Source organism: Nakamurella deserti, from assembly GCF_003260015.1.
GTDB lineage: Bacteria > Actinomycetota > Actinomycetes > Mycobacteriales > Nakamurellaceae > Nakamurella > Nakamurella deserti.
Map to the genome: position 1 here is coordinate 561,090 of NZ_QCXS01000002.1, position 23,693 is coordinate 584,782.

Sequence of the window (23,693 nt, forward strand, 5' to 3'; positions counted from 1 at the left end):
GCCCGTCGCCGATCGGAGGACCGCGATGAACAAGGAGACCCGCGCGATCGTCACCGGCATGCTCGGTGGGCTGCTGCTGGCGATCACGCTGTCCGGGAAGTTCACCTCGTACGTCAAACCCGGCTTCCGGCCGATGCTGCTGATCGCCGGCGGCGTGCTGATCGTGCTGGCGATCACGACGCTGGTGCTGGCCGTCCGCGACGACACCCGTGCCACCGGGCATGATCACGACACCGACGGGGCCGACGCGCTGCCGGAGTCGTCGGAGGACCTGGCACACGCCGGACACCACCACAGCTCGCGCGCCCCGTGGCTGATGCTGGCGCCGGTCCTGGTGCTGCTCTTTGTGGCCCCACCCGCACTCGGCGCCGACGCGGTCGACCGTGGGATCAGTTGCGGCACACCGGCTCCGGACGGCACCACCTACGAGAGCCGCCGGGTCAAGGAGGCCGAGCCGCTGCCGGCCGGCAGCCCGGTGCCACTGAGCCTGCAGGACTTCGTCCAGCGCTCCCTCTACGACAGCGCGTACTCCACCGCCACCACCGACATCGAGGTCGAGGGCTTCGTCAGCCGGTCGAACTGCGACGGCGACGGCTACAGTCTCGTGCGCCTGAAGATCAGCTGCTGCGCGGCCGACGCGATCGCCATCCGGACGCACATCGACGGTCCCACCCAGTACCCGTCCGACACCTGGGTGCGGGCGGTGATCCGGGCGGTCAAGGACACCGGCGACCAGGGCAACAACTACGTACCGACCTCCACCGTCATCTCCCTGACGCCGATCGCACAACCGGCGGATCCGTACCTGACCTGAGGACGGCGGCGAAGACTGGTCCCAGGTCCACTGTGCTCGTCGGTGACACCTCGTATGCATGAAGGATGATCACCCGACGCCGCGGCCTCCGGGCGGTTCCCGCCGCGGCCGGGCGGGCTCGGCCGCGGACGTCGACCAGCGGATCGCGCCGCCCGAGGACCAACCCGCCGGCCGGTACGGACTTCGGACGGAACCGGGAGCGGCGGCGGGACGTGAGGACGACCTAAGACCCGCGGAACCCCACCCACCCGCAGGGCGAACCGCCCTGCGCCGGCTGACTCCGGGACCCCACGACGGAACCCGCCCCGCGGAGGGGCGGGGCGGGCTCCGTCGTGACGATCAGGACCGGATCAGCGCAGTTCGGCGCGCAGCGCCTCGGGCAGCGTGGCGTGGCTGAACACGTACCCGGCGTCCTCCAGTTTGGCCGGGACGGCGCGCTGGCCGTTCACCACCTCACCGGCGAACTCCCCGAGGGCGAGCTTCACGGCGAACTCGGGGACGATCCAGGGGGCCGGCCGGTGCAGGGCGCGGCCGAGCACCTTGGTGAACTCGGCGTTGGTGACCGGGTCCGGGCCGGTGAGGTTGACCGGCCCGGACACCTCCGGGTGCTTGAGGAGGAAGAACACCGCGTCGACCCAGTCGGTGACCGAGATCCACGGGAAGTACTGCTTCCCCGAGCCGAGCCGGCCGCCGAGGAAAGCCTGGGTGACCGTCCTGACCACCGGCAGCAGGCCCCCGCCCGAGCCCAGGACCAGCCCGGTACGCAGGTTCACCACCCGCACGCCACCGCGGGTGGCGTCGGCGGTGGCGGACTCCCAGTCGGCGCAGACACCGGCGGTGAAGGTCTGACCGACCAGAGCGGTCTCGTCGACGACCTCGTCGCCGCGGGGACCGTAGAAGCCCACCGCCGAGGCGTTGAGCAACGTCGGGACGCCGGTCTCCGCGGTGGCGGCGGCCAGCAGCTGGGTGGGCAGCACCCGCGACGTCCGGATCAGCGTCTTGTACTCGTCGGTCCAGAAGCGGTGGTTCAGCGGCACGCCGCACAGGTTGACCACCGCGTCCGCGCCGTCCAGCACCGAGCGGTCCAGCGTCCCGTTGTCCGGGTCCCACTGCACCTCCGACGCCGACGCCGGCGCCCGCCGCACCAGCTGGACCACGTCGTAGCCGTGGTCCGCGGCGGCGGCCACGAGCCGGTTCCCCAGGAACCCGCTCGCGCCCGCCGCTACCAGGGTCGGCATCCGTCAGAGACCGAGGTCGGCGGCGAAATCGCCCGCCTCGAGGCGCGCCTTGAGCGCACCCAGGAACCGCGAGGCGTCCGCACCGTCGATGTTGCGGTGGTCGTAGCTCATCGCCAGGTAGCACATGGAGCGGATGGCGATGACCTCGTTGCCGTCGGCGTCCTTGGCCACGACGGGGCGCTTGACGATCGCCCCGGTGCCCAGGATCGCCGACTGCGGCGGCACGAAGATCGGGGTGTCGAAGAGCGCCCCGACCGAACCGGTGTTGGTGACGGTGAAGGTGCCGCCGGACAGTTCGTCCGGGCCTATCTTGTTGTCCCGGGTGCGGGCCGCGAGATCGGCGATCTTGCGGGCGATGCCGCCGATGTTGAGGTCGTCGGCGCTCTTGATGACCGGCACCAGCAGGCCACGCGGGGTGTCGACGGCGATGCCGAGGTTGACGCTGCCGTGGTAGGTGATCTCCTTCATGTCGTCGGACAGCGACGAGTTGATCACCGGGTACAGCTTCAGGGCCTCGATGGCGGCCTTGACGAAGAACGGCAGGAACGACAGGTTGACGCCCTCCCGGGACGCGAAGCCGCTCTTGGCCTTCGCCCGGAGCGCCGCGATCCGGGTCACGTCGACCTCGATCACCGTGGTCAGCTGAGCGGCCGTCTGCAGGCCGTGCAGCATGTTCTTGGCGATCGCCTGGCGGATGCGCGGCAACTTCTGGGTGGTGCCGATCAGCGCCTTGGCGGCCTCGGTCGGCTCGGCCTTCGCTGCGGCCGGCGACGTCGGCGCGGACGCGGCGGCCGGGGCCTCGGCCGGCGCGGACTGCGCGGCGGCGGACGCCGCTTCCGCCTTCGCCGCGACGGCGGCGTTGATGTCCTCGCGGCGGATGCGGCCGCCGACACCGGTGCCGGTGACCGACCCCAGGTCGATGCCGTTGTCCGACGCCAGCTTGCGGATCACCGGGGTGACGTAGGTGCCGCCGGTGCTGGGCGCGGGCTGCCAGTTCGCCTTGGCGGCAGGAGGCGCAGTGGGCTTGTCCCCGGCGACGGCCGGGGCCTCCGCCGGGGAGGCGGCGCGGTCGGGTGCGGCCGGGGCCGGGGGCTCGGCGTCGCGCGGGGCCGGGTCGTGCGGCTTGGCCGGGGTCGGCGACGGGACGTCGCTGGGAGCGCCACCCGCGGGCTTCGGCGCCGCGGCGTTGGCGGGGGCGGGTGCGGCGGCGGGCTCGGGGGCCTTCGCCGGCTCCGGTGCGGGCGCGGGTGCGGCACCGGCGTCGCCGATGATCCCGAGCTCGCCACCGACCTGGACGGTCTCGTCCTCGCCCACGGTGATCGACAGCAGGGTGCCCGCGATGGGCGACGGGACCTCGGTGTCGACCTTGTCGGTGCTCACCTCGACGAGCGGCTCGTCGACGGCGACGTCGTCACCGACGGCCTTGAGCCAGCGGGTGACGGTGCCCTCGGTGACGGACTCGCCCATCTCGGGGAGCTTGACCGGGGTGCCGGAGCCCGAGCCGCCGGAGTTACCGGCGGGGGCCGCCGGCGGGGCCTCGGCGGGCTCCGGGGCCTTGGCGTCCGGTGCCTCACCCGGTGCCGGCGCATCCGTGGACGGGACCTCGGGGACGTCCTCGGCCGGGGCTTCCGCAGCCGGGGCGTCGCCACCGGCAGAGCCCGAGCCGGAACCGTCACCGATGATCGCGAGGTCCGCACCGACCTCGGCGGTGTCGTCCTCGGCGACCAGGATCTTCTCCAGCACACCCGCGAACGGGGAGGGGATCTCGGTGTCGACCTTGTCGGTCGACACCTCCAGCAACGGCTCGTCGACTTCGACCGAATCGCCTTCGCTCTTCAACCAGCGGGTCACGGTGCCCTCGGTGACGCTCTCACCCAGCGCCGGCATCTGTACTGATTGGGACATTCGGCGGATCTCCTACCTCGATGTACTGGTGGCTGCTGTGGGCGGCGGAGCGGGTGTCCCGGCGCCCGGGTTCGTCGACTCGTGGCCGGGTCGCGCCCGGCGACCCGGGAGGGTCGCCAGGACGCTACCCGGAAGTGGTGCGACCTAGTTGTGGACGTGCAACGGCTTGCCGGCCAGCGCCAGGAACGCCTCGCCGAGGGCTTCGGTCTGCGTCGGGTGCGCGTGGATCAGCGGAGCGACGTCGTCGGGGTGGGCCTCCCAGTTGACGGCCAGCTGGGCCTCGCCGACCAGTTCGCCGACGCGGGCGCCGACCATGTGGATGCCGACGACCTCCGCGCCCGGCTTGCGGACCACCTTGATGCCGCCGGAGGTCTTGAGGATCTGCGACTTGCCGTTGCCGCCGAGGTCGTAAACCAGCGTCTCGACCTCGCCGTACAGCTCCTTGGCCTTGGCCTCGGAGATGCCGACGGAGGCGATCTCGGGGTCGCAGTAGGTGACCTTGGGGATGTTCGCGTCGGTGACCACGCGCGGCGCGAGGCCGGCGATCTCCTCCGCCACGAAGATGCCGTGCTGGAAGCCGCGGTGCGCCAGCTGCAGTCCGGGGACGATGTCGCCGACCGCGTAGACGTTCGGGAGGTTGGTGGCGAGCCGCTCGTTGGTGATGACGAAGCCGCGGTCCATCGTCACGCCCGCCTCCTCGTACCCGAGGTTGGCCGTCGCCGGTCCGCGACCGACGGCGACGAGCAGGATGTCGGCGGTGAACTCCTTGCCGTTCTCCAGGCTCACGGTGACCGACGTGTCGTCCTGGACGGCCTTGGCGAACCGGACCCCGGTGGAGAACTTGATGCCGCGCTTGCGGTAGGCGCGCTCCAGCAGCTTGGAGGCCCACTCGTCCTCGACGGGGACCAGGCGGGGGAGGCCCTCGACGATGGTCACGTCCACGCCGAAGGAGCGCCACGCGGAGGCGAACTCGACGCCGATGACGCCGCCACCGAGGACGATCGCCGACTTCGGCACGTAGTCGAGGTTCAGGGCTTCGGTGGAGCTGATGATGCGGCCGCCGAGCTCGAGGCCGGGCAGCGTGCGGGAGTAGGAGCCGCTGGCGAGGATGACGTTCTTCCCGGTGTAGCGGTCGCCCCCGACGGAGACCGTGGTGCCGCCCTCGAAGCGGCCCTCGCCCTCGACGACGGTGATCTTGCGCGACTTGATCAGCCCCTGCAGGCCCTTGTACAGGCGGGCGATGATGCCGTCCTTGTACGCGTGCAGCGACGGCAGGTCGATGCCGTCGAACGTCGACTTCACACCGAACTGGCCACCCTCGCGGGAGTTGTCGGCGACCTCGGCAGCGTGCAGGAACGCCTTGGTGGGGATGCAGCCCCAGTGCAGGCAGGTGCCGCCCACCTTGTTCTTCTCGATCAGCGCGACCGACTGTCCGAGTTCTGCGGCCCGCAGGGCGGCGGCGTAGCCACCGGAACCCGCGCCGAGGATCACCAGGTCGAAGTTCGCATCCGTCATCGTCGTAGAAACTCCTCTGAATCAGGGAGTCGGCGGCGCGCATCCTGTGTGGAACGCCGGCCCGCGGACTCCGACGACCATCTTGGCACCCTTTACCCACAGCGTCGCGACGAGGGCGCGCGTCCGGACGCCCGGGGGCGCGCGTCCGGGTGACGCGACCTGCCCCGGTCGGGTGCGGATCGCCCCCGGGCGGCGGCCCGATGGGCGACACTGGGGCGCAGGACGCGGTACGACGAGCGAGGGGGTGGACCATGGCGTGGTTCCGACGGAAGCGCCGGGACGGGATGTCGGCGTCGGAGGCCAGGGACGTCGAGCGGGAGGCGGCCGAGCACTTCGTGGAGTGGATGAGCACCCGCCACGGCATCGAGATCTTCACCGAGCCACGCACGACGATGCAGGTGCCGACGATGATGCTGGTCGCCTCCGACGGTGAGTTCACCCGCCGCCCGGTGCGCTCACCCGAGGAGGCGGAGAAGTTCGCCCGCGAGCACGCGCTGCCGATCTACGACGCCACCGTGGTCGGATATCCGCAGCGGATGCGGGACTACTCCCGCCGCCAGACCGTGCAGAAACGCCGGGACGCCCGCGGCTGACGCGGGCACCGCGACCCCGGGGCGGCGGCGGACCGTGGGTGGTCCGCCGCCGCCCGGGCGCGACGCTCAGCCCTCGGCGGCGATGTCCTCGAGCACGGCCAGCAGGGTGCGCACCGGTACCCCGGTGCCACCGGCGGCGGTGTACCCGTGGGGCTTGCCGGTGTTGAAGGCCGGACCGGCGATGTCCAGGTGCGCCCACGGCAGCCCCTCGGGGATGAACTCCTTGAGGTAGTGCCCGGCGACCAGCATCCCGCCGAAGCGGTCGCCGGCCACGTTGGCGATGTCGGCCACCTGGGAATCGAGTCCCTCGCGCAGCTCCTCCGGCAGCGGCATCGCCCAGCCGCCCTCGCCGGTCGCCCGGGCCAGCTCGGCGACGCGGTCGCGGAACGCGTCGGAGCCCATGACGCCCATCGTGCGGCTGCCCAGGGCCACCAGCTGCGCACCGGTCAGGGTCGAGGTCTCGATCAGGTAGTCGGGCTCGTCGCGGGTCGCCCGCACGATCGCGTCGGCCAGCACCAGGCGGCCTTCGGCGTCGGTGTTGAGGACATGCACGGTCTTGCCGCCGAAGTGGGTCAGCACGTCACCGGGACGGTAGGACGACCCGGACGGCAGGTTCTCGGCCAGCGGGGCGTAGGCGATCACCGCGACCGGCAGTCGCAGTGCGGCGGCGGCGATCACGGTGGCCACCACGCAGGCGGCGCCGGACATGTCCGACGTCATGTGGTCCATGTTCTGGGCGGGCTTGATCGAGATGCCGCCGGAGTCGAAGGTGATGCCCTTGCCGACCAGGGCCACGGTCTTGACCGGGTTCGCCGGGGTCCAGGCCAGCCGGACCAGCCGGGGCGGCCGGGTCGAGCCGCTGCCGACGCCCAGGATGCCGCCGTAGCCGTCGCGGGCCAGCGCCTTCTCATCGAGCACCTCGACCGAGAGCCCGGCCTCCTTCGCGGCGGCGCTCGCGCGGTCGGCGAACACGGCGGGCGGCAGGTCGTTGGGGGCGGTGTTGATCAGGTCGCGGGCCAGGCCCACGGCCTCGGCGCCGATCATCGACCGGCGGACGATCGCCTCGGCGGCGTCGCCGGCGTCGGTCACGAACAGCGTGACGGTGCCGGCGGTGGCCTTGGCCGGGGTCTTGTACCGGTCGAACTGGTAGGCGCCCAGCAGATGGCCCTCGGCCGCTGCGGCCAGGTCGACCGCGCCGAGCAGGCTGCCCAGGGTGGCCACACCGGCCAGCGCGCGGGTCGCCGCACCGGCGCCCCGGCGGACCTTCTCGGGGGTGACGGCGTCGACCGGGCCGAGGCCGACGCCGACCAGGCTGGTCGCGCCGGTACCGGCCGGGGCGGGGATGCGGACGACCTCGCCGGCCTTCCCGGTGGCGCCGACCCCGGCGAACGCGGCGGCGCTGTCGGCGAGCCGTTCGTCGGCGACGGCGACGCCGTCACCGTCCGGGTGCAGCCCGACCACCAGGGCGTCGACGGCGGCGTCGACCGGGTTCGCGGTGGACAGGGACAACTCGGTCATGGGGGCTCCTCGGGGACGGGTGTGGGTCCGCCGCGGGACGGGGCGTCGGGTGAACGCCGGCGCGGCAGCCTCACGCTACTCAGCCCGCGGTCGCTGGGTTCGGTCCGGGCGGCGCGGGGTGGATACCGTAGCGGGCATGACCGCCGCGCTGCAGACCTCCCCCCTGGACGCCGCCCACCGTGCCCTCGGCGCGAAGATGGCCGCGTTCGGCGGCTGGTCGATGCCGATCTCCTACCCGGGGGGCGGGGTGGTGGGGGAGCACCACGCGGTGCGCACCACGGTGGGCCTGTTCGACGTCTCGCACCTGGGCAAGGCGTCGGTGGTGGGGCCGGGCGCCGCCGATTTCGTCAACCGTTGCCTGACCAACGATCTCGCGCGCATCGGGCCGGGGCAGGCGCAGTACACGCTGTGCTGCAACCCGACCGGCGGGGTCGTGGACGACCTCATCGCCTATCTGGTCGGTCCGGACGAGGTGTTCCTCGTGCCCAACGCGGCCAACGCCGACCTGGTCGTCGCCGAGATCGCCGCCGACGCCCCCGCGGGTGTCACGGTCACCAACCTGCACACCGCCTATGGCGTGCTGGCCGTGCAGGGGCCGCTGTCCGGCGAGGTGCTGGCCGCGGTCGGGTTGCCGGCGGCGCTGGACTACATGGCCTGGGCCGACGGCAACTGGAACGGGATGCCGGTGCGCATCTGCCGGACCGGCTACACCGGCGAGCACGGCTACGAGCTGCTGCCACCCGCCGAGGTCGCCCCGGCGCTGTGGGACGCGCTGCTCGCCGAGGTCACCGCCCGCGGCGGGCTGCCGGTGGGCCTGGGCGCCCGGGACACCCTGCGCACCGAGATGGGCTACCCGCTGCACGGGCAGGACCTGTCGCCGCAGATCACCCCGGTGCAGGCGCGGTCGGGCTGGGCGGTCGGGTGGTCCAAGGAGGCGTTCTTCGGACGGGACGCGCTGATCCGGGAGAAGGCCGCCGGACCGTCCCGGCTGCTGTGGGGCGTGGAGATGATCGACCGCGGGATCCCGCGCGCGCACCAGGTCCTCGTCCACGACGACCGTCCGGTGGGTGAGGTGACCTCCGGGACCCACTCGCCGACCTTGAACAAGGGCATCGGACTGGCGCTGGTCGACGCGGTCAGCGGCCTCGGGGCCGGCGACGCGGTCACCGTCGACGTCCGGGGCCGCACGCTCGCCGCGCGGCTGGTCAAGCCGCCGTTCGTGCCGTCCCGGGTCCGCTGACCGCCGCCCGTCCACAACGGTAGGGCTTCCTACCATCTGGCGATAAGGTGACGACCATGTCCCTCGCGTTCTCCCAGACCCCGTCGTCGGCCCCGCTGCCCGACTCCGAGCGCGCGGCCGTCCTGGCCGCTCCCGGCTTCGGCCGGTACTTCACCGACCACATGGTGATCATCGACTGGACGACCGAGAAGGGCTGGCACGACGCCCGTGTCGTGCCCTACGCGCCGTTCACGATGGACCCGGCGACGATGGTGCTGCACTACGCGCAGGAGATCTTCGAGGGCATCAAGGCCTACGCCCAGCCCGACGGCGGCGTGGCCACCTTCCGGCCCGACGTCAACGCGGCCAGGCTCAACACCTCCGCGCGCCGGCTCGGCATGCCCGAGCTCCCCGAGGACGTCTTCGTCGAGTCGCTGCACCAGCTCGTCACCGCCGACCGTGCGTGGGTGCCGACGGGCGGTGAGAGTTCGCTGTACCTACGGCCGTTCATGTTCGCCGCGGAGGTCGGACTCGGCGTGCGGCCGGCCAACCGCTACGTCTACGCGGTCATCGCCTCGCCGGCCGGCGCCTACTTCACCAACGGTGTGCACCCCGTCAGCGTCTGGTGGTCCACCGAGTACGTGCGTGCCGCCCCGGGTGGGATGGGCTTCGCCAAGACCGGCGGGAACTACGCGTCGTCGCTGGCCGCCCAGGCGCAGGCCGCCGAGGAGGGCTGCGACCAGGTGGTCTGGCTGGACGCCGTGGAGCGCCGCTGGGTCGAGGAGATGGGCGGGATGAACCTGTTCTTCGTTTTCGGCTCGCCCGGTCCCGACGGCACCGGGCACGTGGAGATCGTCACCCCCGAGCTCTCCGGCACGTTGCTCCCCGGGGTCACCCGCCGCTCCCTGCTGGCGCTGGCCCGGGAGAACGGCTGGACCGCCACCGAACGCCGGATCTCCACCGACGAGTGGGAGAAGGGTGTCGAGAGCGGCGATCTCACCGAGGTCTTCGCCTGCGGCACCGCCGCGGTCGTGACTCCGGTCGGTTCGGTCAAGCACGCCGGCGGCGGCTTCACCATCGGTGACGGCGGTTCGGGGGCGGTCACGATGAAGCTGCGCGAGTCGCTGGTCGCGCTGCAGCGCGGCGAGGCGCCGGACACCCACGGGTGGATGCACCGCATCTCCTGAGCCCCCGTGGGTTCGCGGGCCGACGCCCGGGTGGCGGCGGTGGCGGGAACCGGGACCCGCGTCAGCCGAGAGAGCCGGTCGGCGGCTCCCTGCGGTCCAGCTCCAGTGCGAGGTGCACCAGGTCGACCACGGGGAGGTCGCCGAGGGCGGTCAACGGCACCCACCGGGCGTCGTCGCTGCTGCCGTCGACCTCGATGACCAGCTCGCCCGGCTCGACCGAGGCACGGTAGACCACGCGCATCGCGTGCAGCGCGACGCCGCTGCCGTTCAACCGCCGCTCACCGGGGATGACCACGGTGTGGATGCCCAGCAGCCGCTCCAGCGAGGCGGTGAGGCCGGTCTCCTCCCGGATCTCCCGGATCGCCGCCTCGGTGGGCTCCTCGCCGAGCTCGAGCCCGCCACCCGGCAGCGTCCAGGCGCCGCCGTCGTGCCAGTGGGTGAGCAGGATCGAGCCGTCGACGATGATCACGCCGTAGGCGCCGATGCGGATGTCGGTCATCGCGTCAGTGCACCACATCCCCGGCGGGGCCCCCGGCGTGACCTGCCCGGGCGCCGGGCGGCGGCCGGGGGCTCCCGGTTCAGCGGTCGGTGCGGCTGCCGATGCGGATGGCGTTGCCGAACGGGTCGCGGAATCCGAAGTCGAGGCCGTAGGACTGCCGGGTCGGCTCCTCGGTGATCTCCACCCCCTTGGCCCTGAGCTCGTGCCAGGTCGCCCACACGTCGTCGGTGCGGAAGATGAGCCACCCGGCGGCGCCGCCTTTGGTGACCAGCTGCCGGGCGGTCGCGGCCGTCGCGTCGTCGATCGCGGGCGGACCGGGCAGCTCGAGCATGATCTCGCGGTCCGGATCGCCGGGGACCCGGACGGTCAGCCACCGCATGAACCCGAGGTCGGCGTCGGTGCCCACCTCCAGGCCCAGCTTGCCGACGTAGAAGTCCAGGGCCTCCTCGTGGTCCAGGACGTGCAGTCCGGTGATGGTCAGGGCGCTCAGCATGGGGTTCTCCCGGAATTCGTGCGGATGATGCCCCGACGCTAGGAGGCCGGGTCGGCCGGGCGCTTCTCCGGAACTGCTCCGGTCGGACGGGTGGCGACACGCACCCGGCACGGCGGCACGGCCAGCGGTGTCGCGGCCGCCCGGTAGCCGGTGGGCGTGCTGCCGATGATGTCGGTGAACGTCCGGCTGAACGTCCCGAGGCTGGAGAACCCGACCGCCAGGCTGATGTCGGTCACCGAGTGGTCGGTCTCGCGCAGCAGGAAGGTCGCCCGCTCCACGCGCCGCCGCTGCAGGTAGCGGTGCGGCGTCTCGCCGAAGGTCGCGCGGAAGGTCCGGCTGAAGTGCGCCGGGGAGGTGAGGGCGATCCGGGCCAGGGTGGGGACGTCGAGCGGTTCGGCGTAGCGGGCGTCCATCGCGTCCCGGGCCCGCAGCAGGCGGCGGTTGGCCTCCTCGGCGGGGTTGCTCACCGGCGGCCGGCCAGCGCGGCCAGGTCCGCCGAGTTCCAGATCCGTTGCTGCGGCCGTTCGATCGCGATCCGCACCATGGCCCGGGCGAGCTGGTCGGAGGTGAGCAGCTTGGACGGGATCAACCGCCGCAGCACCGGGTACAGCACCCCGCTGAGCCGGTACAGCGCCGCGTACAGCGGGGTCCTGGACCGTACTCCCGGCAGCGGCTGGATGAAGCCCGGGCGGATCGCGTAGCCGCCGGGGCGGGCCGTCACGGCGTTCTCGGTGGCGCCCTTGACCCGGGCCCACATGGTGCGGCCCTGTTCGCTGCTGTCGGTGCCCTCGCCGGACACGTACTCGAACACCAGCTCCGGGTTCCGCGGCACCAGCACGCCCGCGATGGAGATCGTCAGGTCGTAGGTCACCCGCCGGTAGGCCGGCTCCTTCATCCCCACCGAGGACACCCCGAGGCAGTACAGGCAGGCGTCGAGACCGACCAGCCGGTCGGCGATCCCGCTGAGGTCGAACAGGTCCGGCGTCACCAGCTGGATGAGTTTCGGGTGCTGCTGCGGCGCCGGCCGGCGACCGACCGTGAGCACCTCGGTGATGCGGCCGTCGGCCAGGCACTCGCGCAGGACCGCCTGCCCGACCATCCCGGTCGCGCCGAACACCACCACTCGCATCGGGTGACCGTACCGCGGGGCCTACGCTGCCAGGATGCCCGTCGCACCCGGAACCGGCTGGCCGGGGGACCCGGCGTCGCCGGACACCCCGGTCGCGCACACCCCGGCGGAGGTCGCGGCGTTGGCGTCGACCGCCGGCGACGTCGCCGAGCTCAGCGCCCGGGTCAGCGTCTGCCGGGCCTGCCCGCGACTGGTGACCTGGCGGGAGGACGTGGCGGCGGTCAAACGGCGCGCGTTCCTCACCCAGACCTACTGGGGGCGGCCTGTTCCCGGGTTCGGGGCGGCGGATCCGGAGATCCTCGTCGTGGGGCTCGCGCCGGCGGCGCACGGGGCGAACCGCACCGGCCGCAACTTCACCGGTGACCGGTCGGGGGACTTCCTCTACGCCGCGATGCACCGCGTGGGCCTGGCGAACCAGCCCACCAGCGTCAGCGCCGACGACGGCCTCACCCTGTTCCGCTCCCGCATCGTGCCGGCCGTCCGCTGTGCCCCGCCGGCGAACAAACCCACCCCCGGGGAGCGGGACACCTGCGCCCCGTGGCTGGTGGAGGAGCTGCGGCTGAGCCGCCCGACGCTGCGGGCCGTCGTCGTCCTGGGCGCCTTCGGCTGGGCGGCGCTGTGGCCCGCGCTACGGGCCGCGGGGATGGCCGTCCCGGCACCGGCGGTGCCGTTCGGGCACGGCGTGGAGGTGCCGCTACCGTCGGGGGTGACGGTGCTCGGGTGCTACCACGTGAGTCAGCAGAACACCTTCACCGGCCGCCTGACCCCGCCGATGATCGACGCGGTGTTCCGCCGCGCCGTGGAGCTGGCCGATCAGGACGCCCGGTAGACGATGTCGAAGAGGTTGCCCTCGGGATCGGCCAGCGTCGTCCAGCGGGTGCCGTACTCGTCGTGGTCGTCGAGCCGGCGGGCGCCGTGCTGCACCGCGCGGGCCACGTCCTCCTCGGGGGTGGCCGAGTCCAGATCGACGTGGACCCGGTTCTTGCCGCCACGTTCCTCGGGCACCTGCATGAACAGGAACGGGGTGGGCAGCGGCAGCGCGCCGGTCCGCCCCACCGACGCGAAGGCCGCGCTGGCCCCGGGGTCGACCGGCTGCTCCAGCAGCGCGGCCCAGAACGCGGCCAGGTCCGCGGCGTCGCGGGCGTCGAAGACGATCTGCTCCAGATTGACGGTCACGCGCTGTCCTCTCGTGATGGGTCCGGCTCAGTTGCGGAAACCGGTGCCGCCCGACGGGTACTCCACCGGCAGCACGCCCCGCTTGACGGCGCGTTCGAGTTCGTGGTGGTCGGCCTCGGTCTGATCGGCGTAGAGCCGGGCGAACTGGCACAGCGCGTCGTCCAGCCGCCCGCTGCGGCCCGCGTACCCGGCGATCATCGAGGCGCCGCTGGTGCGGGCGTGCCCCTTGGCCAGCAGGTGCCCCACGACGTCGGCGTAATCGCGCATACCGTCGTGGTCCACCGCGTCCAACGGCACGGTGCCCTTCATGTTGCGGAACTGCCGGACGTAGTACTGGCGGCCGTCGACGGTCGTCCAGCCCAGCAGCGGGTCGCTGACCGTCTGCAGGGCCTGCTGGTACTCCACCACCCGCTGTCCCTGGTGCGCGTGCCAGGCCGAGGTGCCGTGCACGAAACGGGCCAGCACGGACCGCCGGGCCTGTTTGAGCTGCAGGAAGATGACGTCGTCGGGGCTGCTGCCCTCGAGCAGCACCACGTAGGCGCGCAGCCCCACGCTGCCGACCCCGACGACCTTGTGCGCGATGTCGACGATGGTGTAGCCGCCCAGCACGCGTTGCCAGTGCCCGGTGACCGTGGTGAGGTACTCGTCGAGGCCGGCGGCGATGAGCTCGAAGTCGCGCTCGTCGACCCGGGTGAGCAGGGGCGGGGACTCGATGATCCGGCGCCGTCCGTTCTCCTCGGTGACGAAGCGGGGGAGGGCGCGGTCGCTGGTGCGGCGCTGCGCCCGCTTCGCGGCCCGCTCGATCTCCCCGCGGAGCGTCCGGTTGCTGGTGGTCTGGTTGAGCCGGTCGACGTCGACCCGTTCGTAGGAGCGGCTGAGCAGGGGCTGCTCGGACAGGTGCCCGACCTCCTCGCGGTAGGCCCGCACGCACGACTCCACCGACGACTCGCAGTGCGATTCGGAGAAGCCGTTGTGCCGACCGGCCACCCAGATGCTGGCGACCAGCCGCCGCAGGTCCCACTCCCAGGCGCCGGGGTGCGCCTCGTCGAAGTCGTTGAGGTCCATCACCAGGTCACGTTCGGGGGAGGCGTAGAAACCGAAGTTGCCGAGGTGCGAGTCGCCGCAGACCACCGGGAAGATGCCGGTCGACGGCAGCCGTGCGACGTCGTCGGCCATCACGATCGCAGTGCCACGCAGGAATCCGTACGGCGAGGCGACCATCCGGCCGACCCGGATCGGGATCAGGTGGTCCAGCCGGCCCTGGTGGGACTCGGTGATCAGGTCGACCGGGTGGGGCCGGTTCGACGGCGGTTTCCAATAGCCCAGGGTCTGCCGCGGCACCTTGTGGCGCAGCTCGCGACCGATCCGGAACCGCTCCTCGCGCGAGGTCGGCGTGCGGCGCAGCGACTGGAAGGCGTTGCTGTCGGCGGTGGCGAGCACCACGTGGCCGGTGAGGGTGCCCTCGGACGCGGAACCTCCGGTCACCGACCCGGCCGCGGGAGTGGGTGTGGTGGGAGGGGCGTCACCCGGCTCGACGTCAGTCACGCGGGTCAGTCAATCAGGCCGGTGTCGCCGCGGCCCACCCCGGTGCCCGGTGGCGTGCGGACCCCGGCCGGCTCCGGGGCGTCCGGCCGGAAACGACAGAAGACGGTGACCACCGGGGTGGTCACCGTCTCCGGTCGAAGCGGGGATGGATCAGGCGCTGCGGACGACCTTGCCGGCCTTCACGCACGAGGTGCAGGCGTTGACCTTGCGCACCGTGCCGGGCGCGATGAGCGCGCGGACCGACTGGATGTTCGGGTTCCAGCGCCGGTTGGTCCGACGGTGGGAGTGCGAGACGTTCATCCCGAAGCCCGGGCCCTTGCCACAGACATCACAAACGGCAGCCATCTGGCCTTGCCCCTATCGTTCTCGGAAGCGCCCGGTGTTGTGGCACCGGACGGCTCTGTTCTGGTTGGTCGTACGAGCCGGGAGTCACCACCGGCAGGCAGCGGACACACGAGCACCGCCCTCACGTGCAGGGCAACTCTCCCAGACTACCGGGCCCGCCGGGCGGGGCCAAATCGTGGCGGGCCTCATCGTCGCGGGCCGGGCTCAGCCGTCGACCGGCCCGATGTGCACGGTGCCGTCGTCGTCCACCCGCAGGCCCGGGTTGTGGGCGATCTCCCACCGGTAGCCGTCCGGGTCGGCGACGTAGCCGGAGAAGCCGCCCCAGTCGCGGCGGGCGCCGGGCACCAGCAGCGTCCCGCCGGCCGCGACCGCCGCCGCCAGCGCCTCGGTAACCTCGGTCTCCGACGACAGGTTCTGGGCCAGCGTGACCGGCGCCGGGCCCGAGCCCACCGGACCGACCTCGGCGACCATGTGATCCAGGTCCCACAGCGAGAGGAGCAGGCCGTGCCCGATCTGCACGAACAGCACCTCACCCGGGACGTACAGCGCCGCCGGCCACCCCAGACCGTCGACGTAGAAGCGGTGGGTCGCCGCCAGATCGGCCACCCCCAGGCTGATCAGACTCAGACGCGGTTCCATCCGGACCACGGTAGGCCGGGACCCCGCGTCGCACTCGCTGGATCGGGGGCCCACCCGTGACGGCACCGATGGTGGACGAGGAGCTCGTCACCGCCTGGATGGATGCGCTGGGCCGACCCGTCGCCGGGTCGATCCCGGAGACGCTGGTGGGCCGGTGGCGGTCGGTGCTGCTGGCCGCGGTGGCGGAGGCACGCGAACCCGCGCCCGCCGCGGTGACCGGCCGCTACCTGGTGCTGGACCGCTACCTCACCGGGGTGGCCGCGGGGCTCGCCGCGGCCGTGGGGACCTCCGGGCCGGCCGACGACGGCGAGTCGGACCCGATCATCCTGGCGGCCGGGCTGCTGGCCGGGTCGGCGGCACTGCAGGTGCTCCCGGCGGTCGCCGACTACGAGGTCGACGCCGGCCGGGCCGCCGCGGCGGCGATGGTGGACGCGGCCGCTGCGGGCGCGGGGCTGCTGGCCGGCATCGAGGAGGCCGTCCGGGCGGGCGGCCAGGTGCGTTCACGGTCGATGGTGGGCATCGCCCTGGAGGCGCTGCACCAGGGCCTCGTCGGGGATGCGGTCGAGTCCGATCCCGACGAGTTGTACGAGGTGCGGCTGCTGCTGGAACCCCAGGATCCCCGGTACGACCTGGAGACGGTGGCGCTGGACCGGATGCTGGACGGCCTCTCGGACGAGCGGCGGTGGATCCCCGACGAGACCGGATTCCGGTTGGTGGTGCTCACCCGACGCCCGGGCCCGCTGGTGGAGACGGTGTTCGGCTACGGCCGGGTCCGCCGACTGCGGATCCGCTACCTGCCCTGACCCGGCCTCCGGACCCACGGGGCGGACGCGGCACTGTCGGTGGGACTTGGCACCATGGAAGCCGCACCGACGACACCTCCGGGACTCCCCGGACCGGGACACACGCAGCAGGGGGACGGGATGACCACGCCGCAGGCGCGCGACGGCCGGCGCGTCGAGTTGCCGGCGCTGGAACGCCCGTTGGCGACGGTGCTGGACGCGCGGTGGGTCAAGCCCCTGGCCGAGGAACTGGACATCCACACGGTCGGACAACTGCTACGGCACTACCCGCGCCGGTACACCAAGCGCGGCGAGCTGACCCCGGTCAGCCGGCTGGAGGTCGGTGAGGACGTCACGCTGGTCGCCAAGGTGGCCAGGGTCAACTCCCGGGTCATCCCCAAGAACGGCCGCCGCCTGCAGATCCTGACGCTGACCGTCGGTGACGGCACACAGACGGTCGACTGCACGTTCTTCAACCAGAACTTCCTGGCCCGGGCGTTCCCGGTGGGCAGCGAGGGCATCTTCTCGGGCCGCGTCAAGCGCTTCAACCGCACGCTGCAGCTGGACGCCCCGCAGGCCGCGTCGCTGGACGGCTACCTCGACGAGGACGGCAAGGTCGAGCGGATCCGCTCCTTCGCCGGCATCTACCCGATCTACGGCGTCGCCGGAAAGCTCAAGCTCAAGACCGTCCAGGACGCGGTGGCCGCGGTGCTCGCCACGCTGGGCACCGTGCCCGACCCGGTGCCGCCGGAGCTGCTCACCCGGCACGGGCTCGTCGAGCTGACCGAGGCGCTGACGTCGATCCACCAGCCCGCCGGCGACCGCGACATCGAGCGCGCCCGTGAGCGGCTGCGGTACGACGAGGCCCTGTCGATGCAGTTGGTGCTGGCCCAGCGCCGGGCCCGCGCCCGGTTCCTGCCGGCCGAGCCGTGCCCGCGGATCGACGGCGGCCTGCTGTCGGCCTTCGACGCCCGCCTCCCGTTCGAACTGACCGCGGGCCAGTACGAGGTGGGCGAGACGATCGCCCGCGACCTCGCGACCCTGCACCCGATGAACCGGTTGCTGCAGGGCGAGGTCGGCTCGGGCAAGACCATCGTCGCGCTGCGGGCGATGCTGCAGGTGGTCGACGCCGGCCGGCAGACCGTGCTGCTCGCCCCGACCGAGGTGCTGGCCGCCCAGCACGCCCGGTCGCTGACCGCGATGCTCGGACCGCTGGCCACCGGTGGCGAGCTCGGAGCTCCCGAGAACGCCACCCGGGTGACCCTGCTGACCGGTTCGCTGTCGGCGCCGGCCCGTCGGCAGGTGCTGCTGGACATCGCGTCCGGCTCCGCCGGCATCGTCGTCGGCACCCACGCGCTGCTCGGCCGCCAGGTGATGTACGCCGACCTGGGGCTGGTCGTCGTGGACGAGCAGCACCGCTTCGGCGTCGAGCAACGCGACCAGCTGCGCTCGCGTGATCCGAACGCCAGCCCGCCGCACGTGCTGGTGATGACGGCGACGCCCATCCCGCGCACGGTGGCGATGACGGTCTACGGCGACCTGGAGACGTCCACGCTGACCCAGCTGCCGGCCGGTCGGTCGCCGATCAGCTCGACGGTGGTGCCGGTGGCCGAGAAGCCCGCCTGGTTGGACCGGGCGTGGCAGCGGGTCCACGAGGAGGTCGCCAAGGGCCGTCAGGTCTACATCGTGTGCCCACGGATCGGCGGTGACGGCGAGGAGTCCGATGGGACCGACGCCGACTTCGAGGCACCGGAACCGTCGTCCGCCGCGTCGGGCGACGAGCGGCGCCCGCCGGTTCCGGTCATCGAGACCGCCGCCATGCTCGCCGACGGGCCGCTCGCCGGGCTGCGGCTCGCGGTGCTGCACGGCCGGCTGCCGCCGGCGGAGAAGGACGAGGTGATGGCCGAGTTCAAGGGCGGCCGCACCGACGTCCTCGTGGCCACCACCGTCATCGAGGTCGGGGTGGACGTCCCCAACGCGACGATGATGATCATCCTCGACGCCGACCGTTTCGGGTTGTCCCAGCTGCACCAGCTGCGTGGCCGGGTCGGACGGGGCAGCGCCCCGGGGGTCTGCCTGTTGGTGAGCGAGAGCCTGCCGGGTTCGCCGGCCATGGTGCGGCTGACCGCGGTCGCCGCCACCAATGACGGGTTCGAGCTGGCCCGGGAGGACCTCAGACTCCGCCGCGAGGGTGACGTGCTGGGGCGGTTGCAGGCCGGCCGGTCGTCGTCGTTGCGGCTGCTGTCGCTGCTGGAGCACGAGGAGGTCATCCTCACCGCGCGGGAGGACGCGGGCGCTATGGTGACCGACGACCCGGAGCTGGACCGGTGGCCGGGCCTGCGCGCGATGGTGTCGTCGGTGCTGGACGAGGAATCACAGGATTTCCTCGAGAAGGGCTGACCGCCACGGCGCCGCCCGCGCCCCGGGACCGTGTGATGATGCGCACGTCAGCGCGGCGGGGTGGCGTACTGAATCGATGACGACGGTCACAATCGTCGCGACCCGGCCGTTCCCCCGGGCGGCCGGCCGGCGCCGTTCTCCTGGCCGGAAGCCGCCCGCGATACCGTGAACCGCCGTCGGACCGGACCCGGCTCGCTCCTGGCAGCCGGCTCCCCAGCGCAAGGAGAATCGCCCGCGTGTTCCGCAAAGTGCTTGTCGCCAACCGTGGTGAGATCGCGACCCGGGCGTTCCGCGCCCTGTACGAGCTGGGCATCTCGTCGGTGGCGGTGTTCCCGTACGAGGACCGCAACTCGCTGCACCGGCAGAAGGCCGACGAGTCCTACCAGATCGGCACCGAGGGGCACCCCGTCCGGGCCTACCTGGACGTGGACGAGATCGTCCGCGCGGCCGTCGAGAGCGGCGCGGACGCGGTGTACCCGGGGTACGGCTTCCTGTCGGAGAACCCGGACCTGGCGCAGGCCTGCGTGGACGCGGGCATCACCTTCATCGGACCGCCCGCGGAGATCCTGGAGATGGCCGGCAACAAGGCCACCGCGGTCACCGCGGCGCGGGCGGCCGGCATCCCGGTCCTGGAGTCGTCGGAGCCGTCGGCCAACGTCGACGAGCTGATCGCCGCGGCCGGGTCGGTGGGCTACCCGGTGTTCGTCAAGGCCGTCGCCGGGGGCGGGGGGCGCGGCATGCGCCGGGTCGACACCGCCGAGGAACTGCCGGACGCGTTGCGGGCGGCGATGCGCGAGGCCGAGTCCGCCTTCGGCGACCCGACCGTGTTCGTCGAGAGCGCCGTGATCGAACCCCGCCACATCGAGGTGCAGATCCTGGCCGACGGCCAGGGCACGGTGCTGCACCTGTTCGAGCGCGACTGCTCCGTGCAGCGCCGGCACCAGAAGGTCATCGAGGTGGCACCCGCCGTCGGCCTCGACCCGGAGCTGCGGGCCCGGATCTGCGCCGACGCCGTCGCGTTCGCCCGGCACATCGGTTACGTCAACGCCGGCACCGTGGAGTTCCTGCTCGACAGCGCCGGCCGCTACTTCTTCATCGAGATGAACCCACGCATCCAGGTGGAGCACACCGTCACCGAGGAGATCACCGACGTCGATCTCGTCGGCGCGCAGATCCGTATCGCCGCCGGTGAGTCGCTGGCCGAGCTCGGCCTGGCGCAGGACACCATCGTCATCCGCGGCGCCGCGCTGCAGTGCCGCATCACCACCGAGGACCCGGCCAACGGCTTCCGCCCGGACACCGGCACGATCATCACCTACCGCTCCGCCGGTGGCGCGGGGGTCCGGATCGACGGGGGCACCGTCGGTGCGGGCGCGGAGGTGTCGGCGCACTTCGACTCGCTGCTGGTCAAGCTGACCTGCCGGGGCCGGGACTGGCCGACGGCGGTCCGCCGCGCGAAGCGGGCGCTGGCCGAGTTCCGGATCCGCGGCGTGTCCACCAACATCCCGTTCCTGCAGGCCGTCCTGGACGATCCCGACTTCGCCGCCGGCGGCGTCACCACGTCGTTCATCGAGAGCCACCCGCAGCTGCTCAACTCGCGACGGTCCGCCGACCGCGGCACCCGGCTGCTGTCCTACCTCGCCGACGTGACCGTCAACCAGCCGCACGGCTCCGGCCGGGACCGCATCGACCCGGCGGGCAAGATCCCGCGGCTGGACCGGGCGGCGACCCCACCGCCGGGCTCCCGGCAGAAGCTGGCCGAGCTCGGCCCGGCGGGTTTCGCCGCCGACCTGCGTGCGCAGACCCGGCTGGCGGTCACCGACACCACGTTCCGCGACGCCCACCAGTCGCTGCTCGCCACCCGGGTACGCACCCGTGACCTGCTGGCGATCGCGCCCGCGGTGTCCAGGACGACCCCGGAGCTGCTGTCCATCGAGGCGTGGGGCGGCGCCACCTACGACGTCGCACTGCGGTTCCTCGGCGAGGACCCGTGGGAACGGCTGGCCGCGCTGCGGACCGCGGTGCCCAACATCTGTCTGCAGATGCTGCTCCGCGGTCGCAACACCGTCGGCTACACGCCCTACCCGACCGCGGTGACCACCGCGTTCGTCACGGAGGCGACCAGTAGCGGCATCGACATCTTCCGCATCTTCGACGCGCTCAACGACGTCGAGCAGATGCGGCCGGCGATCGAGGCCGTCCGGGAGACCGGCACCAGCGTCGCCGAGGTGGCGCTGTGCTACACCGGCGACCTGTCGGACCCGGCCGAGACGCTCTACACACTGGACTACTACCTCCGGCTCGCGGAGAAGATCGTCGCCGCCGGCGGGCACGTGCTCGCGGTCAAGGACATGGCCGGGCTGCTCCGCGCTCCGGCCGCGACCCGGTTGATCACCGCGCTGCGGGCGAATTTCGACCTGCCCGTGCACCTGCACACCCACGACACCGCCGGTGGTCAGCTGGCGACCTATCTGGCCGCATCCGCGGCGGGCGTGGACGCGGTCGACGTTGCGTCCGCACCGATGGCCGGCACCACGTCGCAGCCGCCGATGTCGGCCCTGGTCGCGGCGACCGACTTCTCCGACCGGGAGACCGGCCTGAGCCTGCGGGCGGTGGAGGACCTGGAGCCCTACTGGGAGGCGGTCCGTAGCGTCTACGCGCCGTTCGAGTCCGGGCTGACCGCCCCGACCGGCCGGGTGTACCAGCACGAGATCCCCGGCGGGCAGCTGTCCAACCTGCGGCAACAGGCGATCGCACTCGGCCTGGGCAACCGCTTCGAGGCCATCGAGGACGTCTACGCCGCCGCCGACCGGATGCTGGGGCGGCTGGTCAAGGTGACCCCGTCGTCCAAGGTCGTGGGTGATCTGGCCCTGCACCTCGTCGGCGCCGGGGTCCGGCCGGCGGACTTCGAGAACGACCCGTCGAAGTTCGACATCCCGGATTCGGTGATCGGCTTCCTGTCCGGCGAACTGGGGGACCCGCCCGGCGGCTGGCCGGAGCCGTTCCGCACCAAGGCGCTGGCCGGTCGCACCCGCAGGCCGGTCGTGGAGGAGCTCTCCGCGGAGGACACCGAGGCGCTCGCCACCCGCCCCCGCGAGACGCTCAACCGGCTGCTGTTCCCCGGCCCGGCCAAGGACTTCGCCACCACCCGCGCCGAGTACGGCGACCTGTCTCTGATCCGCACCACCGACTACCTGTACGGGATGCGCCGCGGCGTCGAGCACACCATCGACCTCGAGCCCGGCGTCACCCTCTACGTCGGCCTGGAGGCCATCGGCGACGCCGACGAGCGCGGCATGCGCACCGTCATCACCACGCTGAACGGGCAGATCCGGCCGCTGCAGGTACGCGACCGCAGCGTCGCCGTCGACGTCCCGACCACCGAGCGCGCCGATCCGAACGATCCCGGACAGGTCGCGGCCCCGTTCGCCGGTGTGGTGACCCTCGTCGTCGGGGAGGGTGACACCGTCGCCGCCGGTGCGGTGGTGGCCACCATCGAGGCGATGAAGATGGAGGCGTCGATCACCTCGCAGACCGGAGGTGTGGTGCTGCGCACCGCCATCCAGAAGGTGCAGCAGGTGGAGGGCGGCGACCTGCTGATCGTGCTGAAGCAGTGACCAGGATCGTCGCCGGGCGCTGGGGCGGCCGGGCACTCCGGACGCCCGACGGCACCACCACCCGGCCCACGAACTCCAAGGTGCGGGCCGCGCTCGGGAATTCGCTGCAGGCGTCGGGGGCGCTGGTGGGTGCGTCGGTGCTGGACCTGTTCGCCGGCACCGGCGCGCTGGGCCTGGAGCTGGCGTCCCGCGGGGCCGAGCGGGTGGTGCTGGTGGAGAACGACCGCGAGGCGCTCGCGATCGTCCGGGCCAACGTCGCCACCCTGGACGCCGGCGGCACCGTCACCGTGGTGCCGAGCTCGGCCCTCACCTACGCGGGGGCGGGCTCGGGCGGCGCGGGGTTCGACATCGTCGTCGCCGACCCGCCCTACGACCTGCCGAACGAGGACCTCACCGCGATGCTGCGCGGCCTGGTCGCCCACGGGCTGCTGAACCCGCACGCCGATCTCGTGGTGGAGCGTGCCCGGCGCACCGCCGACCTCGAGTGGCCGGAGCCGCTGGCGGCGGAGCGCAGCAAGCGCTACGGCGACACGGTGCTGCTGTTCGGGCGAGCGCCGTGACCCGGCTGCGGCGCTGCTACGGTCGCCCGTCATGACGCGCGCGGTGTGCCCCGGATCCTTCGACCCGCCGACACTCGGGCACCTCGACATCATCGGCCGGACGGCCGGCCAGTTCGACGAGCTCGTCGTCGCGGTGCTGGTCAACCCGGCCAAGCACGGGATGTTCAGCCTCGACGAGCGGCTCGCGCTGCTGCGCGAGACCACCGCCGAGTGGCCCAACGTCACGGTCGACTCGTTCACCGGGCTGCTGGTCGACTACTGCCGCGAGCGCGACATCCGGGCCATCGTCAAGGGCATCCGGGCGGTCACCGACTTCGACTACGAGCTGCAGATGGCGCAGATGAACAAGGGACTGACCGGCGTCGACACGTTCTTCCTGCCGACCAACCCCGAGTTCTCCTTCCTGTCGTCCTCGCTGGTCAAGCAGGTCGCGCAGTACGGCGGATCGGTCGACCACCTGCTGCCCGGGCCGGTCAACCGGGCGCTGGCGGCCAAACTCGCGGGCTGAACGTGTGCGCC

Annotated in this window: 22 protein-coding genes; 10 read left to right on the forward strand and 12 right to left on the reverse strand. The window is 72.5% G+C overall.

Going from position 1 to position 23,693, the window contains the following annotated elements; genetic code table 11:
• The first annotated feature begins 25 nt into the window (after nucleotides 1-25).
• The gene (locus tag DB033_RS02725) at nucleotides 26-814 is read left to right on the forward strand and encodes a TIGR03943 family putative permease subunit (protein WP_111765345.1); all 789 of its coding nucleotides are present in this window, start codon (nucleotides 26-28) and stop codon (nucleotides 812-814) included.
• A 350-nt stretch (nucleotides 815-1,164) separates the two neighbouring features.
• On the opposite strand, the gene DB033_RS02730 is transcribed toward DB033_RS02725, so the two are convergent.
• The 3 genes from DB033_RS02730 to lpdA all read right to left on the reverse strand — a co-directional run bounded on the left by DB033_RS02730 (nucleotide 1,165) and on the right by lpdA (nucleotide 5,472).
• Nucleotides 1,165-2,052 (reverse strand): TIGR01777 family oxidoreductase, encoded by an 888-nt coding sequence (locus DB033_RS02730; RefSeq protein ID WP_111765346.1) that lies wholly within the window; start codon nucleotides 2,050-2,052, stop codon nucleotides 1,165-1,167.
• A gap of 3 nt (nucleotides 2,053-2,055) precedes the next feature.
• On the reverse strand, nucleotides 2,056-3,957 hold the full coding sequence (gene sucB / locus DB033_RS02735) for a 2-oxoglutarate dehydrogenase, E2 component, dihydrolipoamide succinyltransferase (protein ID WP_111765347.1): 1,902 nt from the start codon (nucleotides 3,955-3,957) through the stop codon (nucleotides 2,056-2,058).
• Nucleotides 3,958-4,101: 144 nt separating this feature from the next.
• Entirely contained in the window at nucleotides 4,102-5,472 is a 1,371-nt protein-coding gene (gene lpdA, locus DB033_RS02740; protein WP_111765348.1) for a dihydrolipoyl dehydrogenase, read from the reverse strand.
• A 251-nt stretch (nucleotides 5,473-5,723) separates the two neighbouring features.
• Here lpdA and DB033_RS02745 point away from each other — a divergent pair, with 251 nt between their 5' ends.
• Nucleotides 5,724-6,065 carry a hypothetical protein gene (locus DB033_RS02745; RefSeq protein WP_111765349.1) on the forward strand — a complete coding sequence of 114 codons (342 nt, stop codon included), beginning with the start codon at nucleotides 5,724-5,726 and terminating at the stop codon, nucleotides 6,063-6,065.
• Between the two features lie 66 nt (nucleotides 6,066-6,131).
• Here the strand turns inward: DB033_RS02745 and DB033_RS02750 are convergent, their stop codons facing one another.
• Nucleotides 6,132-7,583, reverse strand: coding sequence for a leucyl aminopeptidase (locus DB033_RS02750; RefSeq protein WP_111765350.1), 1,452 nt, complete (start codon nucleotides 7,581-7,583; stop codon nucleotides 6,132-6,134).
• A 136-nt stretch (nucleotides 7,584-7,719) separates the two neighbouring features.
• Here DB033_RS02750 and gcvT point away from each other — a divergent pair, with 136 nt between their 5' ends.
• Entirely contained in the window at nucleotides 7,720-8,823 is a 1,104-nt protein-coding gene (gene gcvT / locus DB033_RS02755) for a glycine cleavage system aminomethyltransferase GcvT (protein ID WP_111765351.1), read from the forward strand.
• Nucleotides 8,824-8,870: 47 nt separating this feature from the next.
• Entirely contained in the window at nucleotides 8,871-9,989 is a 1,119-nt protein-coding gene (locus DB033_RS02760; protein ID WP_420814019.1) for a branched-chain amino acid aminotransferase, read from the forward strand.
• A gap of 61 nt (nucleotides 9,990-10,050) precedes the next feature.
• Here the strand turns inward: DB033_RS02760 and DB033_RS02765 are convergent, their stop codons facing one another.
• The 4 genes from DB033_RS02765 to DB033_RS02780 form a co-directional block, all read right to left on the reverse strand.
• The gene (locus DB033_RS02765) at nucleotides 10,051-10,488 is read right to left on the reverse strand and encodes an NUDIX hydrolase (RefSeq protein WP_111765353.1); all 438 of its coding nucleotides are present in this window, start codon (nucleotides 10,486-10,488) and stop codon (nucleotides 10,051-10,053) included.
• 79 nt (nucleotides 10,489-10,567) lie between these two features.
• Nucleotides 10,568-10,981 carry a VOC family protein gene (locus DB033_RS02770; RefSeq protein ID WP_111765354.1) on the reverse strand — a complete coding sequence of 138 codons (414 nt, stop codon included), beginning with the start codon at nucleotides 10,979-10,981 and terminating at the stop codon, nucleotides 10,568-10,570.
• Between the two features lie 38 nt (nucleotides 10,982-11,019).
• A complete protein-coding gene (locus DB033_RS02775) occupies nucleotides 11,020-11,448 on the reverse strand; it encodes a helix-turn-helix domain-containing protein (protein WP_205843619.1) in 429 nt (142 codons plus the stop codon).
• Nucleotides 11,445-12,110 (reverse strand): NAD-dependent epimerase/dehydratase family protein, encoded by a 666-nt coding sequence (locus DB033_RS02780; RefSeq protein WP_111765355.1) that lies wholly within the window; start codon nucleotides 12,108-12,110, stop codon nucleotides 11,445-11,447. The genes DB033_RS02775 and DB033_RS02780 overlap by 4 nt, the downstream gene beginning before the upstream one ends.
• Nucleotides 12,111-12,144: 34 nt before the next feature.
• Here DB033_RS02780 and DB033_RS02785 point away from each other — a divergent pair, with 34 nt between their 5' ends.
• Nucleotides 12,145-12,939, forward strand: a complete 795-nt coding sequence (locus DB033_RS02785; protein ID WP_111765356.1) for a uracil-DNA glycosylase — start codon at nucleotides 12,145-12,147, stop codon at nucleotides 12,937-12,939.
• Here DB033_RS02785 and DB033_RS02790 read toward each other — a convergent pair.
• From DB033_RS02790 to DB033_RS02805, 4 genes are all read right to left on the reverse strand, one after another.
• Nucleotides 12,924-13,286 carry a VOC family protein gene (locus DB033_RS02790; RefSeq protein WP_111765357.1) on the reverse strand — a complete coding sequence of 121 codons (363 nt, stop codon included), beginning with the start codon at nucleotides 13,284-13,286 and terminating at the stop codon, nucleotides 12,924-12,926. The two genes, DB033_RS02785 and DB033_RS02790, sit on opposite strands and share 16 nt — an antisense overlap.
• Nucleotides 13,287-13,313: 27 nt before the next feature.
• Nucleotides 13,314-14,771, reverse strand: a complete 1,458-nt coding sequence (locus DB033_RS02795; RefSeq protein WP_205843816.1) for a DUF2252 domain-containing protein — start codon at nucleotides 14,769-14,771, stop codon at nucleotides 13,314-13,316.
• A gap of 210 nt (nucleotides 14,772-14,981) precedes the next feature.
• Nucleotides 14,982-15,176 carry a 50S ribosomal protein L28 gene (gene rpmB, locus DB033_RS02800; RefSeq protein WP_111765358.1) on the reverse strand — a complete coding sequence of 65 codons (195 nt, stop codon included), beginning with the start codon at nucleotides 15,174-15,176 and terminating at the stop codon, nucleotides 14,982-14,984.
• A 204-nt stretch (nucleotides 15,177-15,380) separates the two neighbouring features.
• Nucleotides 15,381-15,815, reverse strand: coding sequence for a VOC family protein (locus DB033_RS02805; RefSeq protein WP_111767187.1), 435 nt, complete (start codon nucleotides 15,813-15,815; stop codon nucleotides 15,381-15,383).
• A gap of 56 nt (nucleotides 15,816-15,871) precedes the next feature.
• Here DB033_RS02805 and DB033_RS02810 point away from each other — a divergent pair, with 56 nt between their 5' ends.
• The 5 genes from DB033_RS02810 (at nucleotide 15,872) to coaD (ending at nucleotide 23,682) form a co-directional block, all read left to right on the forward strand.
• Complete coding sequence (locus DB033_RS02810) at nucleotides 15,872-16,618, forward strand: hypothetical protein (RefSeq protein WP_157970470.1); 747 nt, start codon at nucleotides 15,872-15,874, stop codon at nucleotides 16,616-16,618.
• 120 nt (nucleotides 16,619-16,738) lie between these two features.
• Nucleotides 16,739-18,997: an ATP-dependent DNA helicase RecG gene (gene recG, locus DB033_RS02815; protein WP_111765360.1), complete on the forward strand. Its 2,259-nt coding sequence runs from the start codon at nucleotides 16,739-16,741 to the stop codon at nucleotides 18,995-18,997.
• Nucleotides 18,998-19,233: 236 nt separating this feature from the next.
• The gene (locus DB033_RS02820) at nucleotides 19,234-22,614 is read left to right on the forward strand and encodes a pyruvate carboxylase (protein WP_111765361.1); all 3,381 of its coding nucleotides are present in this window, start codon (nucleotides 19,234-19,236) and stop codon (nucleotides 22,612-22,614) included.
• Nucleotides 22,611-23,174: a 16S rRNA (guanine(966)-N(2))-methyltransferase RsmD gene (gene rsmD, locus DB033_RS02825; protein ID WP_111765362.1), complete on the forward strand. Its 564-nt coding sequence runs from the start codon at nucleotides 22,611-22,613 to the stop codon at nucleotides 23,172-23,174. The genes DB033_RS02820 and rsmD overlap by 4 nt, the downstream gene beginning before the upstream one ends.
• A gap of 31 nt (nucleotides 23,175-23,205) precedes the next feature.
• The gene (gene coaD, locus DB033_RS02830; protein WP_111765363.1) at nucleotides 23,206-23,682 is read left to right on the forward strand and encodes a pantetheine-phosphate adenylyltransferase; all 477 of its coding nucleotides are present in this window, start codon (nucleotides 23,206-23,208) and stop codon (nucleotides 23,680-23,682) included.
• The last annotated feature ends 11 nt before the right edge of the window (nucleotides 23,683-23,693 follow it).

Coding starts and splice junctions, on each gene's coding strand:
- DB033_RS02725 (WP_111765345.1), top strand. CDS start 26: ATGAACAAGGAGACCCGCGCGATCGTCACCGGCATGCTCGGTGGGCTG.
- DB033_RS02730 (WP_111765346.1), bottom strand. CDS start 2,052: ATGCCGACCCTGGTAGCGGCGGGCGCGAGCGGGTTCCTGGGGAACCGG.
- sucB (WP_111765347.1), bottom strand. CDS start 3,957: ATGTCCCAATCAGTACAGATGCCGGCGCTGGGTGAGAGCGTCACCGAG.
- lpdA (WP_111765348.1), bottom strand. CDS start 5,472: ATGACGGATGCGAACTTCGACCTGGTGATCCTCGGCGCGGGTTCCGGT.
- DB033_RS02745 (WP_111765349.1), top strand. CDS start 5,724: ATGGCGTGGTTCCGACGGAAGCGCCGGGACGGGATGTCGGCGTCGGAG.
- DB033_RS02750 (WP_111765350.1), bottom strand. CDS start 7,583: ATGACCGAGTTGTCCCTGTCCACCGCGAACCCGGTCGACGCCGCCGTC.
- gcvT (WP_111765351.1), top strand. CDS start 7,720: ATGACCGCCGCGCTGCAGACCTCCCCCCTGGACGCCGCCCACCGTGCC.
- DB033_RS02765 (WP_111765353.1), bottom strand. CDS start 10,488: ATGACCGACATCCGCATCGGCGCCTACGGCGTGATCATCGTCGACGGC.
- DB033_RS02770 (WP_111765354.1), bottom strand. CDS start 10,981: ATGCTGAGCGCCCTGACCATCACCGGACTGCACGTCCTGGACCACGAG.
- DB033_RS02780 (WP_111765355.1), bottom strand. CDS start 12,110: ATGCGAGTGGTGGTGTTCGGCGCGACCGGGATGGTCGGGCAGGCGGTC.
- DB033_RS02785 (WP_111765356.1), top strand. CDS start 12,145: ATGCCCGTCGCACCCGGAACCGGCTGGCCGGGGGACCCGGCGTCGCCG.
- rpmB (WP_111765358.1), bottom strand. CDS start 15,176: ATGGCTGCCGTTTGTGATGTCTGTGGCAAGGGCCCGGGCTTCGGGATG.
- DB033_RS02805 (WP_111767187.1), bottom strand. CDS start 15,815: ATGGAACCGCGTCTGAGTCTGATCAGCCTGGGGGTGGCCGATCTGGCG.
- recG (WP_111765360.1), top strand. CDS start 16,739: ATGACCACGCCGCAGGCGCGCGACGGCCGGCGCGTCGAGTTGCCGGCG.
- coaD (WP_111765363.1), top strand. CDS start 23,206: ATGACGCGCGCGGTGTGCCCCGGATCCTTCGACCCGCCGACACTCGGG.